This window comes from Streptosporangium sp. NBC_01469, assembly GCF_036227305.1.
Lineage (GTDB): Bacteria > Actinomycetota > Actinomycetes > Streptosporangiales > Streptosporangiaceae > Streptosporangium.
Genome location: NZ_CP109465.1, coordinates 4,312,004 through 4,326,394, shown reverse-complemented (window position 1 = coordinate 4,326,394; position 14,391 = coordinate 4,312,004). Strand labels below are relative to the sequence as shown.

Annotated in this window: 14 protein-coding genes and 1 tRNA gene; 8 read left to right on the top strand and 7 right to left on the bottom strand. The window is 67.8% G+C overall.

Features of this window, described 5'->3' with window-relative positions; genetic code table 11:
* Positions 1-147: 147 nt before the first annotated feature.
* On the bottom strand, positions 148-3,321 hold the full coding sequence (drmD, locus tag OG587_RS19405; RefSeq protein ID WP_329092233.1) for a DISARM system SNF2-like helicase DrmD: 3,174 nt from the start codon (positions 3,319-3,321) through the stop codon (positions 148-150).
* 135 nt (positions 3,322-3,456) lie between these two features.
* Here drmD and OG587_RS19400 point away from each other — a divergent pair, with 135 nt between their 5' ends.
* A complete protein-coding gene (locus tag OG587_RS19400) occupies positions 3,457-5,559 on the top strand; it encodes a UvrD-helicase domain-containing protein (RefSeq protein WP_329092231.1) in 2,103 nt (700 codons plus the stop codon).
* A 157-nt stretch (positions 5,560-5,716) separates the two neighbouring features.
* Here OG587_RS19400 and OG587_RS19395 read toward each other — a convergent pair whose 3' ends face one another.
* Positions 5,717-6,415 carry a hypothetical protein gene (locus tag OG587_RS19395; RefSeq protein ID WP_329092229.1) on the bottom strand — a complete coding sequence of 233 codons (699 nt, stop codon included), beginning with the start codon at positions 6,413-6,415 and terminating at the stop codon, positions 5,717-5,719.
* Positions 6,416-6,797: 382 nt separating this feature from the next.
* A complete protein-coding gene (locus tag OG587_RS19390) occupies positions 6,798-7,226 on the bottom strand; it encodes a hypothetical protein (RefSeq protein ID WP_329092227.1) in 429 nt (142 codons plus the stop codon).
* Between the two features lie 249 nt (positions 7,227-7,475).
* Here OG587_RS19390 and OG587_RS19385 point away from each other — a divergent pair, with 249 nt between their 5' ends.
* The 3 genes from OG587_RS19385 (at position 7,476) to OG587_RS19380 (ending at position 8,888) form a co-directional block, all read left to right on the top strand.
* Complete coding sequence (locus OG587_RS19385; RefSeq protein WP_329092225.1) at positions 7,476-8,216, top strand: VOC family protein; 741 nt, start codon at positions 7,476-7,478, stop codon at positions 8,214-8,216.
* 203 nt (positions 8,217-8,419) lie between these two features.
* On the top strand, positions 8,420-8,476 hold the full coding sequence (locus OG587_RS47195) for a hypothetical protein (protein WP_443075626.1): 57 nt from the start codon (positions 8,420-8,422) through the stop codon (positions 8,474-8,476).
* A gap of 4 nt (positions 8,477-8,480) precedes the next feature.
* Positions 8,481-8,888 carry a transposase gene (locus tag OG587_RS19380; protein ID WP_329430866.1) on the top strand — a complete coding sequence of 136 codons (408 nt, stop codon included), beginning with the start codon at positions 8,481-8,483 and terminating at the stop codon, positions 8,886-8,888.
* On the opposite strand, the gene OG587_RS19375 is transcribed toward OG587_RS19380, so the two are convergent.
* Positions 8,828-9,331, bottom strand: a complete 504-nt coding sequence (locus OG587_RS19375) for an NUDIX hydrolase (RefSeq protein ID WP_329092223.1) — start codon at positions 9,329-9,331, stop codon at positions 8,828-8,830. The two genes, OG587_RS19380 and OG587_RS19375, sit on opposite strands and share 61 nt — an antisense overlap.
* A 210-nt stretch (positions 9,332-9,541) precedes the next feature.
* Complete coding sequence (locus OG587_RS19370; RefSeq protein ID WP_329092221.1) at positions 9,542-10,327, bottom strand: carbon-nitrogen hydrolase family protein; 786 nt, start codon at positions 10,325-10,327, stop codon at positions 9,542-9,544.
* A gap of 425 nt (positions 10,328-10,752) precedes the next feature.
* On the opposite strand from OG587_RS19370, the gene OG587_RS19365 reads away from it, so the two are divergent.
* Positions 10,753-11,580, top strand: a complete 828-nt coding sequence (locus OG587_RS19365; protein WP_443075590.1) for a sulfite exporter TauE/SafE family protein — start codon at positions 10,753-10,755, stop codon at positions 11,578-11,580.
* Between the two features lie 66 nt (positions 11,581-11,646).
* On the top strand, positions 11,647-11,772 hold the full coding sequence (locus tag OG587_RS19360) for a hypothetical protein (protein WP_329092218.1): 126 nt from the start codon (positions 11,647-11,649) through the stop codon (positions 11,770-11,772).
* A gap of 36 nt (positions 11,773-11,808) precedes the next feature.
* Here the strand turns inward: OG587_RS19360 and OG587_RS19355 are convergent, their stop codons facing one another.
* Complete coding sequence (locus OG587_RS19355; RefSeq protein WP_329092216.1) at positions 11,809-12,231, bottom strand: hypothetical protein; 423 nt, start codon at positions 12,229-12,231, stop codon at positions 11,809-11,811.
* A 225-nt stretch (positions 12,232-12,456) separates the two neighbouring features.
* On the opposite strand from OG587_RS19355, the gene OG587_RS19350 reads away from it, so the two are divergent.
* On the top strand, positions 12,457-12,879 hold the full coding sequence (locus OG587_RS19350; protein ID WP_329092214.1) for a hypothetical protein: 423 nt from the start codon (positions 12,457-12,459) through the stop codon (positions 12,877-12,879).
* Positions 12,880-12,952: 73 nt separating this feature from the next.
* Here the strand turns inward: OG587_RS19350 and OG587_RS19345 are convergent.
* A tRNA-Ile gene (locus tag OG587_RS19345) sits at positions 12,953-13,026 on the bottom strand.
* A 162-nt stretch (positions 13,027-13,188) separates the two neighbouring features.
* Between OG587_RS19345 and galK the strand changes: the two genes are divergently transcribed.
* Positions 13,189-14,355 (top strand): galactokinase, encoded by a 1,167-nt coding sequence (gene galK / locus OG587_RS19340; RefSeq protein ID WP_329092212.1) that lies wholly within the window; start codon positions 13,189-13,191, stop codon positions 14,353-14,355.
* Positions 14,356-14,391: the final 36 nt, after the last annotated feature.

The window sequence follows — 14,391 nt, the reverse complement described above, 5'->3', positions numbered from 1 at the left end:
TCCGCTCGGCGGGGGTCTCCAGGCCCTGGGGCAGCGCTTCGGCGAGCACGCCGACCGAGACGAACGGGCCGTCCGGTCGCAGCAGGCTGATCCAGTCGGCGTGCTGACGGGCGATCGACGGGGTCGTGGTTCTGCGGCGCGGCGGCATCAGGCCCCCCGGTGGGCGATCGAGGCGGGCACGAGGAAGGTGACCGCGGCCGGGAACCACCGGACGGTCGGATTGGCGTAGCGGCGCGTGATCGCCTCGATCTCGTCGGCGAGCTGCCGGGGGATCGACTCGCGCCGCTCGATCAGGGCCTGGCGGTCCCTGGCGAGCTGCGTCCGCTCCTCGTCGGCCTCGAACAGGCTGGGCTGCCAGTAGCCTTCGTCGTCGAGGGCGGCGCCGATGGTGCGGCGCAACTCGTCGAGGACGGCGGTCATGGCGGCGATGTCCTTCTCGCGGCGGGCCGCCAGGTCGGTGGCGTGCCGCTTGGTGCGCCGCTTGGCCCGGTCTTCAAGAATGCCGGCGATCCTCGGCTCCAGCTCCAGCCGCTCCCAGGCGTCGGTGAGCCGGTCGAGAACGTGCCGGGGTGGCTGCTCGTCGGTGGACGCGGCGAGCCAGCCCTCCAGGGTCTCGGCGCTCACCCGGGTCAGGCGGCCCTCGGTGAGGGTGCCGCCGCCGAGGACGACCTCCTCGTGCAGCCGGGTGCCCTCGTCCCCGGTGACGACGATGCGCATGTGCGCCACCACGGCGGGAGAGGTGAGCGGGTCTCCGGGGACGACCCGGGCGGCGACCCGCGCCAGCTTCGCGCCGCCGTCGGCCCCGGAGGTCCACAGCTCGGCGCGGAGCAGGTGCAGGCACATCTGCACGAGGCGGCTGCCGAGGTGGAGCAGGACGACGTCGGTCCGGCTGACCGCGGCGGCGTGGTCGAAGGTGACCACGCGCTCCATGTGCGTGACCGGGTGCAGCAGCCCGTCGTTTCTGGCTTCGGCCCACGCTCCGGACATCGGCGGCAGCCGGAAACACCGCGCGTTCAGCCCCCGGGGCGGATCGGCGTCGACCAGGTCCCTGTTGTGGGCCAGCCAGAGCGCGGTGCGGACCACCCGCTCCACCGTCTCCGGGGACAGGTTCAGCTTCGTACGGCTGCCACGCAGCGTCTCGGTGAGCCTCTCCAGGTCGGCGGCGAGGTCACGGCGGATCTTCAGCTCGGCCGTGCCGCGCCGCCTGACGATCTCGGTCTCGGCGGCCCTCCAGTCGGCGGGGCGCCCCAGCATCTTCCGCTCGACGTTGGCGGCGATCACGTCGCCCGCGCTGCCGAGGTCCTCCCGGATCTGGTCGACCTTCCTGGCCGCCACGGTGAGGAACTGGAGCTCGTCCTCAAGCGAGCCTTCCCGAGCCTCCTGCCAGTCGGAGGGGACGAAATGGAAGACGTCGACCTGCGGCGCCGGCTGGCCGTGCCGGTCGATGCGGCCGTTGCGCTGCTCCAGCCGGTTGGGGTTCCACGGGATCTCCCAGTGCAGCAGCCGGTGGCAGTGGTCCTGCAGGTTGATGCCCTCGCTGGCGGCATCGGTGGCGAGCAGGATCCGCATCTTGTCGAGATCCGGGGAGTCGCGGAAGACCTTGCGGATCCGGTCGCGCTCGGAGTCGTCCATCCCGCCGTAGAGGCAGGCGATCCGCTCGGCGGGGTAGCCCGCGTGGATGAGCTGATCCCGCAGCCAGTTCTGGGTGTCGCGGTATTCGGTGAAGACGATGACCCGCTCGTCGTTCCACTTCCCGCCGGGGCGGACGATCGGGTCGAGCCAGGCGCGCATCGCGTCGAACTTCGCGTCGGGCCGCTTCCTCGCCTCCCTCGCCCAGTCGCGCAGGTCGCCGAGGAGCCTCTTCTCGGTGGCGGTCAGCGGGGGCAGCAGCCGTCGGACGGCGGTCAGGGCGGTCGTCTCGGCCTCGCCGTACGCGGCGTCGTCCTCGGCGGTCTCCTCCAGCCGCTCCACGAGCGGTCTGAGCACGCGTTCCCGCGCCCTGGCGGGCAGGGGCCGCTCACCGTCCTCGCGCCGGACCATGGTCTCCAGGTGCTTGTCGACCGTCTCGGAGAACGCCTGCGGTGAGGAGAACAGCCGCTTCTTCAGCAGCATCGTGACGAAGTCGGCGGCGCCATGCTGGGCATTGCCGCCGGACGTCCGCCTGCGCGACTCGGCGTACTCGGCCAGCCTCAGGTGCGCCAGGCGCTCGGCCTCCGAGTAGCGGACGTCCAGGTCGTGGATGACGCGGGTCGCGAAGCGCGCCGAACCGTCCCACTTCGGCGGCAGCTCGCTCTTGAGCCGGCGGATCATCACCTGGGCGAGTTGCTCGTCGCTGGGCGGGACGCCCCGAGCGAACCGCTGGTCGTCCAGCAGCTCCAGCAGGGCGGTCCACGAGTTCTGGTAGCCGTTGTGGGGGGTCGCGGACAGGAACAGCCGGTGCTCGCAGTGCGGTGCGAGCTCGCGGACGACCTCGGTCCGCTGCGAGTCGACGGCGTACTTCCCCCGGGTCGCCGGCGCGCAGGTGTGCACCTCGTCCACGACCAGCAGGTCGAAGGCGCGCGGGTAGCGCGGCACCGGGGGGAGCACGTCGCGCAGCAACCGCCGGGGGCGGTCGCGCTTGAGCCAGTCGATGCTCACGATCAACCGCGGGAAGTGCGTCCACGGGTTCGCGTAGAGTCCGCGGGTGCGGCGGAGTTCCTTCAGCAGCCCGCTGTCGACGATCCGGAACTCCAGCCCGAACTTGTCGCGCATCTCGTCCCGCCACTGCAGCGTCAGGCCCGCCGGGCAGACGATCAGCATGGTGCGGGCCCGGTGCCTGAGCATGAGCTCCTGCATGACCAGCCCGGCCTCGATCGTCTTGCCCAGGCCGACGTCGTCGGCGATCAGGAGATTGGTGCGCGGCATCGACAGCGCCCGCACGACCGGGTCGAGCTGGTACTCCTCGATCTGGATGCCGGAACGGAACGGCGCCTGCAGCACGGTCGTGTCCGCCGAGGCGATCGCGCCCCACCGGACCGCGTCGAGGAACGCGTCCAGATGGCCGGGTGGGTCGAACCCCCGGGCGGGGTTCGGCAACGCGTGCCGCTCGTAGGCGGTGGCACCCGGCTCCAGCTCCCAGACCACCCGGAGCCGCTCGTCACGGGCATCGTCCTCGATGCTCACCAGGCTCACCACGTGGGGAGCCCGGGACGTGAGGGTCCTGTCGTCGGAGCCGGCCACACTGCCCTGGCGGACGTCGGCCACGACCCACGGCCGGTTCCTGACGGTCACCACCTGGCCGATGGCCGGCAGCCCCGACGTCTCAACCGCCACCTGCGTCATCGCCGCTCCCCACACGAGTCATCACTTTACGTTTTCTTGCCTCATGGCATAGGCCGGCGATTACGTCCTACCATGATCTACCAATATTCCAGAGCGTATCGATAAGAATTCGAACCGGCGAAAGGTGGCGACGGCGTGCCCGAGCTTGCGCTCTCCAAGGAGTTCCTTGACGAATACGGCAGGCTTGAGAAGCACGTCCGCAGGCAGGTCAGGGAGACGATCTCCAAGTTCCGCGAGCACACGTTCGCCGGACTCCATCTGGAAAAGCTGCAAAAGGCCGCCGATCCCCACGTGCGAACCGTCCGCATCGACCGTTTCTGGCGCGGCGTCGTCCTCAAACCCGAACGGGGCGACGTCTACTGCATGGTCGCGGTCCTCCCGCACGACGAGGCGATCAAATACGCCACGAGCCGGAGGTTCACCGTCAACCAGGTCCTGGGGGTCCTGGAGGTCCGCAACGAGGTCGCGCTGGACCGGGTGCGCCCGGCGCTCGAGGCGACCGCCCAGAGCGTACCCGACCGCCTCTTCGACCATGTCTCCGACGCCGATCTCGTACGGCTCGGCGTGGACGCCGATCTTCTCCCCCTCGTCCGGCTGCTCACCGGCGAAGCCCACCTGCAGGCCCTGGAGAAGGTGCTCCCCGCCGTCCAGCGTGACGCCCTGATCGCCCTGGCCGGCGGGATGACCGTCGAGGAGACCCTGGCGGAGATCAGCGCGCTACTGGTCACCGAGGAGGCTCCCCACCGGGTTGATCCCGGAGACCTGGCGGCGGCCATGGAGCGGACGCCCGGCGAGATCGCGTTCGTCTCCGGCCCGGGAGAGCTGGCCTGGATCCTGGAGCACCCGTTCGCCGCGTGGCGGATCTTCCTGCACCCGGCCCAGAGGAAGATCGCGTACAGGGAGTCCTTCTCGGGGTCGGTCCAGGTCACCGGAGGTGCCGGAACCGGCAAGACCGTCACCGCCCTGCACCGGGCCAGGCACCTGGCGGCCGGGGAAAGAGGACAGATCCTGGTCACCACGTTCACCAAGACACTGGCCGAGGCGCTCGCGCAGCAGCTCGACCTGCTCATCGGCGAGTCCGAGCCGCGTAAGCAGATCACCGTGGTGCACGTGGACAAGCTCGCCAACGAGATCGTCTCCGAACACCTGGGGCGACACCCGAAGATCATCGGGGCGGGCGAGAGCGAGGCCCTCTGGAACACCGTCGCCACGCACGTGGGGCTCGACCGAAGGCCGTCGTTCCTGCAGCGCGAGTGGGAGCAGGTCGTGCTGGCCCAGGACATCCGCGACGAGCGGGCCTACCTGACCTGCAGGCGCCACGGCCGGGGAACCCAGCTCTCCGCGGACGAGCGGCGCCTGGTCTGGCAGGCGATCACCGGGTTCACCTCGCGACTACGGCAGGCGGGTTACCTGACCCACCGCCAGGTCGACGAGGAAGCGGCCCGGATCATGACGGCCACACCGCGGAAGCCATACCGGCACGTGATCCTCGACGAGGCGCAGGACCTCCACCCGGCGCAGTGGCGGATGCTGCGGGCCCTGGTGGATCCCGGCCCGGACGACATCTTCCTCGTCGGCGACCCCCATCAGCGGATCTACGACAACCGGGTGTCGCTCGGAAGCCTCGGCGTCGCCGTCAGGGGCCGCAGTCATCGGCTGAAGCTCAGTTACCGCACCACGCAGGAAATCCTTCACTGGGCGGTCCGGCTCCTGGGACCGGATCCGGTGGACTCCCTGATCGACGAACCCGACACCCTGGCGGGCTACCACTCGACCCTGCACGGACGGCGGCCCGTCGTCAAAGAGTTCAACGACAGGGCCGCCGAACTCGACGCGCTCTGCGATCAGGTACGAAGCTGGGTCGGCTCCGGCGTGGAACTCCACGCCATCGGCGTCGCCACCAGAACCGTCCAGCTGGCGAACGCGGTGGGCGACGCCCTCCGGGCGGCGGGAATCGAGAGCATTCCCCTTGCCGCGACGGAGGTCTCGCCACAGTCGGTCCGGGTCGGGACGATGCACCGCATGAAGGGACTGGAGTTTCGCTGTGTCGCCGTCGTGGGCGTGGACGACGGTGTCGTCCCCGCCCCGTTCGCGGTCACGCCGAAGGACGAGGACGCGGCGACCCATCGCCAGGACCTCCAGCGCGAGCGGTGCCTGCTCTTCGTGGCCTGCACCCGAGCCCGCGACGCGTTGTACGTGTCGCACAGCGGCGGGGCGAGCGCGTTCCTCGGTAAATGAGGCACACCTGGAAACCACGGGAAAGCGTCTTTCGGGTTTGCTCGCACGGTGCTCGCCTAGCTTCCTGCGGTCGCTTTCACGACGTCCGTTGATCGGACCACGCGGGACCCGGCGAATGCCCTTCGAAGGTCGGCCGGGATACCGTGACACGGCTACATCAGTCGTCCACCGCGACGACCCTGACCGTTCGTGCCGAACCGCCTTTGAGCCTATGGTCCTCGCCCACGGAAGCCGCAGTGAGGAATTGTCCGAGTTCGGCGAAAGGAGACACTCGTTCGTAGCCGTCGAGTTCGACCGCGGAAACGACGACCGTCCCCTCTTCTCCATCGGGGTGGCGGATGCGCACGAGGCTGCCCGGTGTGACCAGGCCGCATCCGGCGGGGCGGCTCTTCAGGCGAGGCCAGCCGCGCATGGAGTACAGGTCACGACGCCGGACGCCCAACTGATCCCGATAGGGCTCGACGTTCTCGTCTCGAGCGCTCGAACCGATGGAACGAGTGCTTCGGAGCCTGTTCTCGATCGCCCTGATCTCGGCCCGGACCCGCTCGACCGCGTTGGCCGTCAGAAACGCCCCCGCACGAACGCATGCCTCGCCTCGGAAGGACAGGCCGTGGCGTCGCGCGAAACCTCTCAGGCTCTCCCTTACCGTGGAGTGCTCCAATTCGTCGGCGTCCATCCGATAACCGCCGAGCCGATAGTCGAACTGAACTAGCCCGCTGGTTATCCGTCGTAGCTCTCTGTTGAACTCGGGATTCTTGGGAAAACGGATGACGAGGCTGTTCCCTGCGAGCCGAATCGAGTTGTCCGTCGTCACATACACCGCCCATGCCATAGAGATGAGCAACATCATCGGCATGCACGGCATGATCCGCAATACGATTTAATAAGAGTCTGCCGACCCGCGGGGATATCGGCTGGACCATACGAGCAGGGGCATGCCGGTCCGTTTTCGACTCTCCTGCGGCAGGCACACCGCGAGGACGCACAGTCCAGGGCTGGCCGTCCCAGGACAGAATGAGCTGGGTCATGGCCGAACGGTGCCTGCTTCAGCAGCCGCTCACATTTTCGGTTGTCCGAATCGGCGGACGTTTTTCGAAAGCCGCACAACTCGCGAATCTCACCGCGGACCCAAAAGTTCACCGGCTACTCGCATACCCACCGACCGAGTTTTCCGGGATCGGCCCTGCCCGCATAGGGCGGAGCCGCCGCCGGCAACTCGTTCATCCGTACGACGATCGTCAGATCCGATCGAGCAGGTGACCGAAGACGGTGAGGCCCACGCACTCCAGCGAGTATCCGTACGGGATCTCGTTCTCACCGGTGTTCACGGATTTGGGAAACGTCCGCATGTTGGAGCTGTGGAAGAACTTCTCGGGGAGGGTCACTCCTGAGACCGTACGTATGTCGTCCAGCCTTACCCAGGGCGGCACGATCACGGCGATGGTCTGCCGCCGGAGCCTCTTGCGGTCGAGGTAGACGACCCGGTGTCGGCCGGGATGGACAAGTTCAAGTTTGCTCTTGGTGGCATGCGAGGGCTGGAAGCCGTGCTCACCCGCCAGGGCCACCAGGCGTTCCTCCAGATCGTTCGCCCACGTACCAACGCCCGAGTCAGGCCAGGGGACGGGAAGGAAGCGAAGTGACGCGGTGGGAGGGATCGACTCGATCATGATCGGACTCTACGACGTCCCGTCGGAACGCGCGCCGCCAAGGTGGCCGGGCCACCTGCCACGGCTGGTTGAACTCGTGGTGTCGCAGGGGCCGACTGTGACTTAGCACTTCATCTGTCAGGTGAGCGGTTCACCTGGTGGGCTGAGCGCTCTGGTCAGCGAGCTGAGCATCGCGGCCGGTGAGCGAGTTGATCTCTGTTTGGCGATGGTGCGGATGTCGTCGCGGAGCGGGCGCATAGGATCGCCGGCATGGCGCTGCGACCTGTTCAGGTGAACATAAAGGCTCTTGATGCCTCGGCCGTCGGCCGGTTCTGGGCGGAAGCCCTCGGCTGGAGTGCTTACAGCCCCGGCGTGACCACCTACGTCGGACCCGTCGGCGGCCTCGTCTGGCCGGACCCGGTCGCCGTCTGCATCGACGTCGTTCCCGTCCCGGAACCCAAGACGACGACAAAGAACCGTGTGCACCTCGATCTCGCCACCACCTCCACGGCCCATCAGGCGGACCTGGTCGCGCGCCTCCAGGCTCTCGGTGCGACGCCCGCCGACGTTGGCCAGGGCGACGTGCCATGGACGGTCCTCGCCGATCCGGAGGGCAACGAGTTCTGCGTGCTGGAGCCTCGGGAGATCTACCGGGACACCGGGCCGATCGCCGCGGTGGTGGTCGACTGCGCCGATCCGCGGGACATGGCCCGGTTCTGGGGCGAGGCGATCGACTGGCCCCTGCACGAGGTGACCGACGACCAGGCGACGCTGCGCTCCGCCAAGGGTGTCGGCCCGTATCTCGAGTTCCTCCGCACGCCCGGCGTGAAGACCGTGCCAGACCGCGTCCATCTCGACCTGCTGCCGTACCCCGGTGACGACAAAGCAGCGGAGGTGGCCCGGCTGCGGGCTCTGGGCGCCACCGACCTCGACCTCGGCCAGGGCGACGTCCCGTGGACATGCCTGGCCGACCCGGAGGGCCACGAGTTCTGCGTCCTCGCCCCGTCCTAACATGGAACGAGGGCGGTCCGCGGGCGCCGCGGGCGCAGGGACCGGCGTCGCTGCCGAGGCTCAGCCAGAAGCAGTTCACGCAGTTGGAGGCGGACCTGGCCAAGGGTCCGGCCGAGCACGGCTGGGAGGACCGACGATGGACGCTCGCCCGGATCAAGACGTTGATCGGCTGACGCTTTCATCTGGCCTACACGATTCAGGGCGTGCGGAAGCTTCTGGTGCGCAACGGCTGGTCGTGCCAGGTGCCGGCCCGCCGCTGAGGTCATCGCCGGCTTCCCCGGCCGGGCCGATTTGACCGGCGCCCGCGTGCTCGCCGAACTCGGCGACGACCGCACCTGCTTCTCCGACGCCCACGCGCTGAAGGCCTACGCCGCATCGGTGCCCATCACCCGCGCTTCGGGCAAGAGCCTGGTCGTCCACCATCGCAAGGTGAAGAATCAGCGCCTGGCCGCCGTCAGCTACGTGTGGTCCTTCGCCTCCCTACGGGCACCAGGTCCCCGAGCGCACTACGACTACCGGCGTGCCGAGGGCGACCGGCACTCCAGCGCGCCGCGCAACACCTTCGATCGGATGCTCGGCTGCCTGTTCCACTGCCTGCACAACCGCAAGACCTACGACGAGTCAGCCGCCTTCCCCCATCGTCGATCGATGCGGCTCAGCCACGCGTCCTGAGCATCGGCCAACCGCTCTACCAGCGGTATCGGAACGAAGCGGCACGCGAATTCAAGCCCCGCGTCCTCTCCATCACCGCGAACATGGTGGTGCCATGCATCAGCGCTATCCGGGTGGGCCGTGAGCTGGAAGAACGTTGTCCGCCGCGGCTGCCCGGTATCAGCACGCGGCCTGTTGTCCACCGCAATGGGCCCGATGATGGAGAGTCCGGTCAGGCCGGTCTCCTCGATGACTTCTCGCAGGACAGCCTGTTCCAGGCTTTCATCGGGCCGGACCCCTCCCGCCGGTACTTGAGAACCCGCTTCGGGCATGCCGACGTGATCGAAGACAAGCAGCTCCGGAGCGGATCGATAACGGATGATGTAGGCGGCGACGCGAATTCGCGGGCGAGACATCCCGCCATCATCCCAAAAAGCAATCTTGAAAGCATTTGCCGAAACCAAGGGCTTGACGCTCTACGCAAATCAGATGTCTACATCCCGGGGATTACGCGCACCGGTCCTGTTCGGATGAACACTGCCGATTCCGAAATCAGAATTCCGGAATCAGGCTGCCAACGCGCCTGCCACGTTCGCATGCACCCTGCCAACGGGGTTGTGGAGCATCCAGGACGCAAGGGGAAGCGACGCAGCCCGTACCTGGACGCGACCCCGTCAGACCGAACCGAGATAGCGGGCGTCGATGACGTCGTGGCGGCGCTGGCCGAGATACCAGTCACCGACGCCGCTGGTGTCGATCGCCGCGCGCAGCACGGCAGGTTCCCCGTCGGCCGTCTCGGCGACGACCTCGCCTCTCGGGGAGATGATCATCGTCGGGCAGTGGGTGACCGGATCGGCGACGTTGGCGGACAGCACCCATCGCTGGTTCTCGGCCGCTCGGCTGATCAGGTGGCTGCGCCATACCCCGTACGGCTCGGTGGGGTTGGCGGCATTCGTCAGATACACGAGCATCTGCGCGCCGCAGCGGGCGAGGTGCTGCCACTGCTCGGGGAAGCGGATCTCCCGGCAGAGCTGCGTCCCGACAGTGACCTCTCCCACGGGAAGCGCGAGCCGGTACACGGGAAGGGCGGAGCCTGCGGCCAGCACGCCACGCTCGTTCATCGCCAGGTTGATCTTCCGGTAGGTGTGCCGCTCACCTTGGGGGGTGAAGACGAGGGAGGCGTTCCACCACTGCCCGGCATCGGGGACCAGCGATCCGCAGATCACGTGGACACCGGTTCGCGCGGCCACCTCGGCGAGCCCGGTAACAGCCGCATCCAGCTCGGCTGGATCCAGCAGGGAAAGCGGAGCCAGGTCGGCGCCGTAGCCGGACAGAGCTCCTTCGGGGAAGACCACCAGGTCGTCATCGGCGCAGGCTTCGACCACTCGCGTGATCTCGCGCAGGTTTCCGGGGATGTTCCAGGAGATCGGGATCTGGGCAACGGCTGTGCGCACGAGCATGGGCCAGGAAGGTATCAGGCGGGCGCATCCAGATGATCGCTGGCATCCTCCCGGTGCTCGGCATCGGTCGGATGCGACCATGGGGTGCTGCGCGCCGAAGTTGCAGGGTGAGCTCGAACAACTTCGTCAGACCTATTCTGCTTTCTGCGGCTTGACGCACCGGCTGTCGGCAGGGTTCGGCCGGAACGGACAACCGGGACACTTCGCCAGGCTCCGAAGCGTTTCCGGTCTAGCGTCGGCCACGTGAGAATCTCGCCGGACACCGCACGTCAGACGGAATCACCCGCCCTGGCCGAAGCAGGCGTCACCGCCGCGTTGTGGTCCTCGGTAACCGACCGGCCCCATCCACCGGGAGCCCTGCTGCCGGAACGGCTCCTCACCGGATCGCCGGCTCCAAGGGCGCTTGGGCCGGTACGCCGCAAAGCATGGCCCTCGCGCGCCGCCTGGCCGGGCATGGACGCCGATTCCGCGAGGGAAGCGACGGAGTGACGCCGTGGGAGATGCTCGCCGTCCTCGCGGCGGGCATCAGCGCAGGCGTCGTCAACACCGTCGTCGGCTCCGGGTCGCTGATCACTTTTCCCGTTCTGCTCGCCACCGGCATGCCACCTGTCACCGCCGCGGTCTCCAACACGCTCGGCCTGATCACCGGCTCCATCAGCGGGGCCATCGGTTATCGCGCCGAGCTCGGCGGCCAGGGCCGGCGCATCCTGAAGATGAGCGTCGGCTCCCTGTTCGGCGGCCTCGCGGGCGCCATGCTCCTGCTGGCCCGGCCCGCCACGTGGTTCGAGAGGATCGTGCCGGCCCTGGTGGGCCTCGCCCTCGTCCTGGTCCTGCTCCAGCCCCGGATCAGCGAAAGCGTGCGGCGGCACCGCGAGCGCACCAGCGGCTCACCCCACCCCGACGGCGGCCCGCTGCTTCTCATCGGACTGACACTCGCCAGCGTCTACGGCGGCTACTTCTCCGCCGCCCAGGGAATCATCTACATGTCCCTGATGGGCGTGCTCCTTGACGAGACCCTGCAACGCCTCAACGCCGTCAGGAACGTCCTCGTCGCCGTCGTCAACACCGTCGCCGCGCTCTTCTTCCTCTTCTCCGCGGATTTCGACTGGACGGCCGTCGTGCTCCTCGCGATCGGTTCTGCCTTCGGCGGCCTGATCGGGGCCAAAATAGGCCGCCGCCTCAGCCCCGCCGTGTTGCGCTTCCTCATCGTGGCGGTCGGTATCGTCGCCATCGTCCGGCTGGTGCATCACTGATCCAGGCCCCTTGTGCCACACAGTCTCCGCCCCTGAGCGCCTGGGGGTGCCTCGAAGGTTCCGGACATGTGGTCCGTTAGGGTCGAGACCATCCCGCGGACCTACGGGCTGGTCGAGCTGCCCGGCTTCGGGCAGCTCGACCAGCCCACCCTTTGGCGCTTTACAGATCAGAACCTGTGCGCCGCGTTATAGGCTTACACCGGGTATGCCCTCGAAAGCATTAACGCGTTAGCTCGAATAAGGGTTATCGTAGTAGCTCCATCCGCAGATATCGGTCCCCGTTACGTCCGCGCAGACATAAACGGTTACACCCTTGACGCGAGCGTTGTCTCGCCAGATGAGTCCTCCCACTCCGGACTCCCCACCACTGCACGAGTCGGTGTGCTTACGAGTGTCTTTCCCGGAACCCAGTTCATTGACGATCCGCATGTAGGTGTAGACACCTATGTTGTCGCACTTTTGATCCCAGGCCACGAGGGTGATGCCGTCGAGGTTGGCGGGATTGCTGGACGACCAGGTCCAGCTTGCTTTGCCCTGGCCTCCGGACACGTGGAGCCAGTTGCCTCCCGCCGCGTGCGCAGGGGCTGCGGCCGTAACCGTCAGGGCGGCGACGCAGGCCGCTACCAGGAGGGGGGCACGCAATTTCTTCATAAAGCCATTCATTGCAGGTTTCTCCCGAGGACCGAGGGTTTGCGAGACGACATGAAGCCTGAATCGCCCTTTCCATTCCGAATAACTCCGGCATGCGGAATCTATTAATAATTACCATTTAGCCGTGATCTTGTGACCCTGTAAGCTTCAAGGGAGTCGCAGGGGCAAGCCTCAGCAAGGCCCGTTGGCGCCCTTGATGGACGAAGGGAGGCCGGCCTGTCCGAGGTGCGATGCGGTAACGGCTGCTACGCCCGCGACCCCGACGTCGCCGAGCGTGACGCCCAGGCGTGCCGGCTGTTCACCGGGATCAACGGCGGGGACCTGCCGACCATCACCTACCGGCGAGCGTGGGACAGAACTCGTGTCACGGTGCTGGACAGAGCCGAGTACGCCTCACCGCTCGGCAATCGCATCTACGACCTTCGACATGCCCGCCTGTCCACCTGGCTCGACGCCGGGGTGCCCGCGACCCAGGTCGCCCACTGGACCGGGCTGAGGCACAGTGTGGACGTGCTGCTGAAGATCTACGCCAAGTGGATGAAGCGGTCAAGCGCCGCATCTCCGACGCCCTGGAAGGCCAATGATCTCGGCCGGACTTCAGCACGTATTCAGCACGGCCAACCGCAGGACGCCGGTGACGGTCGTTGACAACCGGACATCGCAAAAACTGCCAGGAACACAAAAGGGCAGGTCAGAGGTACTTTTTCCTGCTCACGAGAGGTAGGGCGGGCGGGACTCGAACCCGCGACCCAGGGATTATGAGTCCCCTGCTCTAACCGGCTGAGCTACCGCCCCTCGCGCACGCCGTACGCGGCATTCAACCAAACGTAGGCGCTGTTCGCACACCTGCCGGGCGGGACGGGTTCAAGATGTGACCTTCGGCGGTAACCGAGCATGGAACCGGGCTCGGACGGAATCGCTACCCTACTGGTGGACCTTGTTGAGGAGTGTTGAATCATGCGCGTTGTTGGAGCTTTCAGGGACTCGTACGGCATGGAGCCGGCCGGGGTATGGCACGCTCCGGGGCGGGTCAACCTGATCGGGGAGCATACCGACTACAACGACGGGTTCGTCCTGCCGTTCGCCCTGCCGTGGGGGGTGACCGCGGCGGTGTCACCGCGCGAGGACGGGGTGATCAGGCTGCGGTCGCTGCAGGCGGATGAGCCGGTGACGCTGGCGACGCCCGATGAGGCCGAGGGCTGGGCCCGCTACGTGGCCGGGGTGTTCTGGGCGCTCCGCGAAGCGGGGCGGGAGCAGGGACAGCAGGAAGGCCAAGGGCAGGGACAGGGACAGGGACGCCCGGTCGGCGGGGCGGATGTGGTGATCGACGGGGACCTGCCCCAGGGGGCGGGACTGTCGTCGAGCGCGGCGCTGGAGGTGGTCGTCGCCACGGCGCTGAACGAGCTGTACGGGCTCGGCCTGACCAAGATGGAGATCGCCCTCGCCGCGCAGAAGGCCGAGAACGACTTCGTGGGCATGCCGTGCGGGATCATGGACCAGGCGGCCTCCTCGCTCGGTGAGGAGGGGAAGGCGCTGTTCCTGGACTGCCGGAGCCTCGGGACCAGGAACATCCCGTTCGACCTGGCGAGTCACGGCCTGCAGTTGCTGATCATCAACACCGGGGTGCACCACGAGCTCGCCGACGGGCAGTACGCCCGCCGCCGCAAGGACTGCGAGAACGCCGCCAAGCGCCTGGGGGTCGACGCGCTGCGCGACGTCACGGACCTGGCGGGCGCCCTCGCGAAGCTGAGCGGCGACGAGCGCAGGCGCACCCAGCACGTGGTGACGGAGAACCATCGGGTCGAGGCGGTGATCGGGCTGCTGCGAGCCGGGGCGGTACGGGAGATCGGGGCGCTGCTGAACGCCTCCCACCTGTCGCTGCGCGACCAGTTCGAGGTGTCCTGCGCCGAGCTGGACGTGGCCGTGGAGTCGGCGGTCAGGGGTGGGGCGCGCGGGGCGCGGATGACCGGGGGCGGGTTCGGCGGGTCGGCGATCGCGCTGGTCGCCGACGACCGAGTGGAGTCCGTACGGGAGTCGGTGGCCGGGGCCTATGCCGAGCGCGGCTGGGCCACACCGGAGATCTACCCGGCGACCCCGGCCGAGGGAGCCCGCCGCCTGCTCTGAGCGGCCCGCTCCCGCACATGGGATCACCCGGCCAAC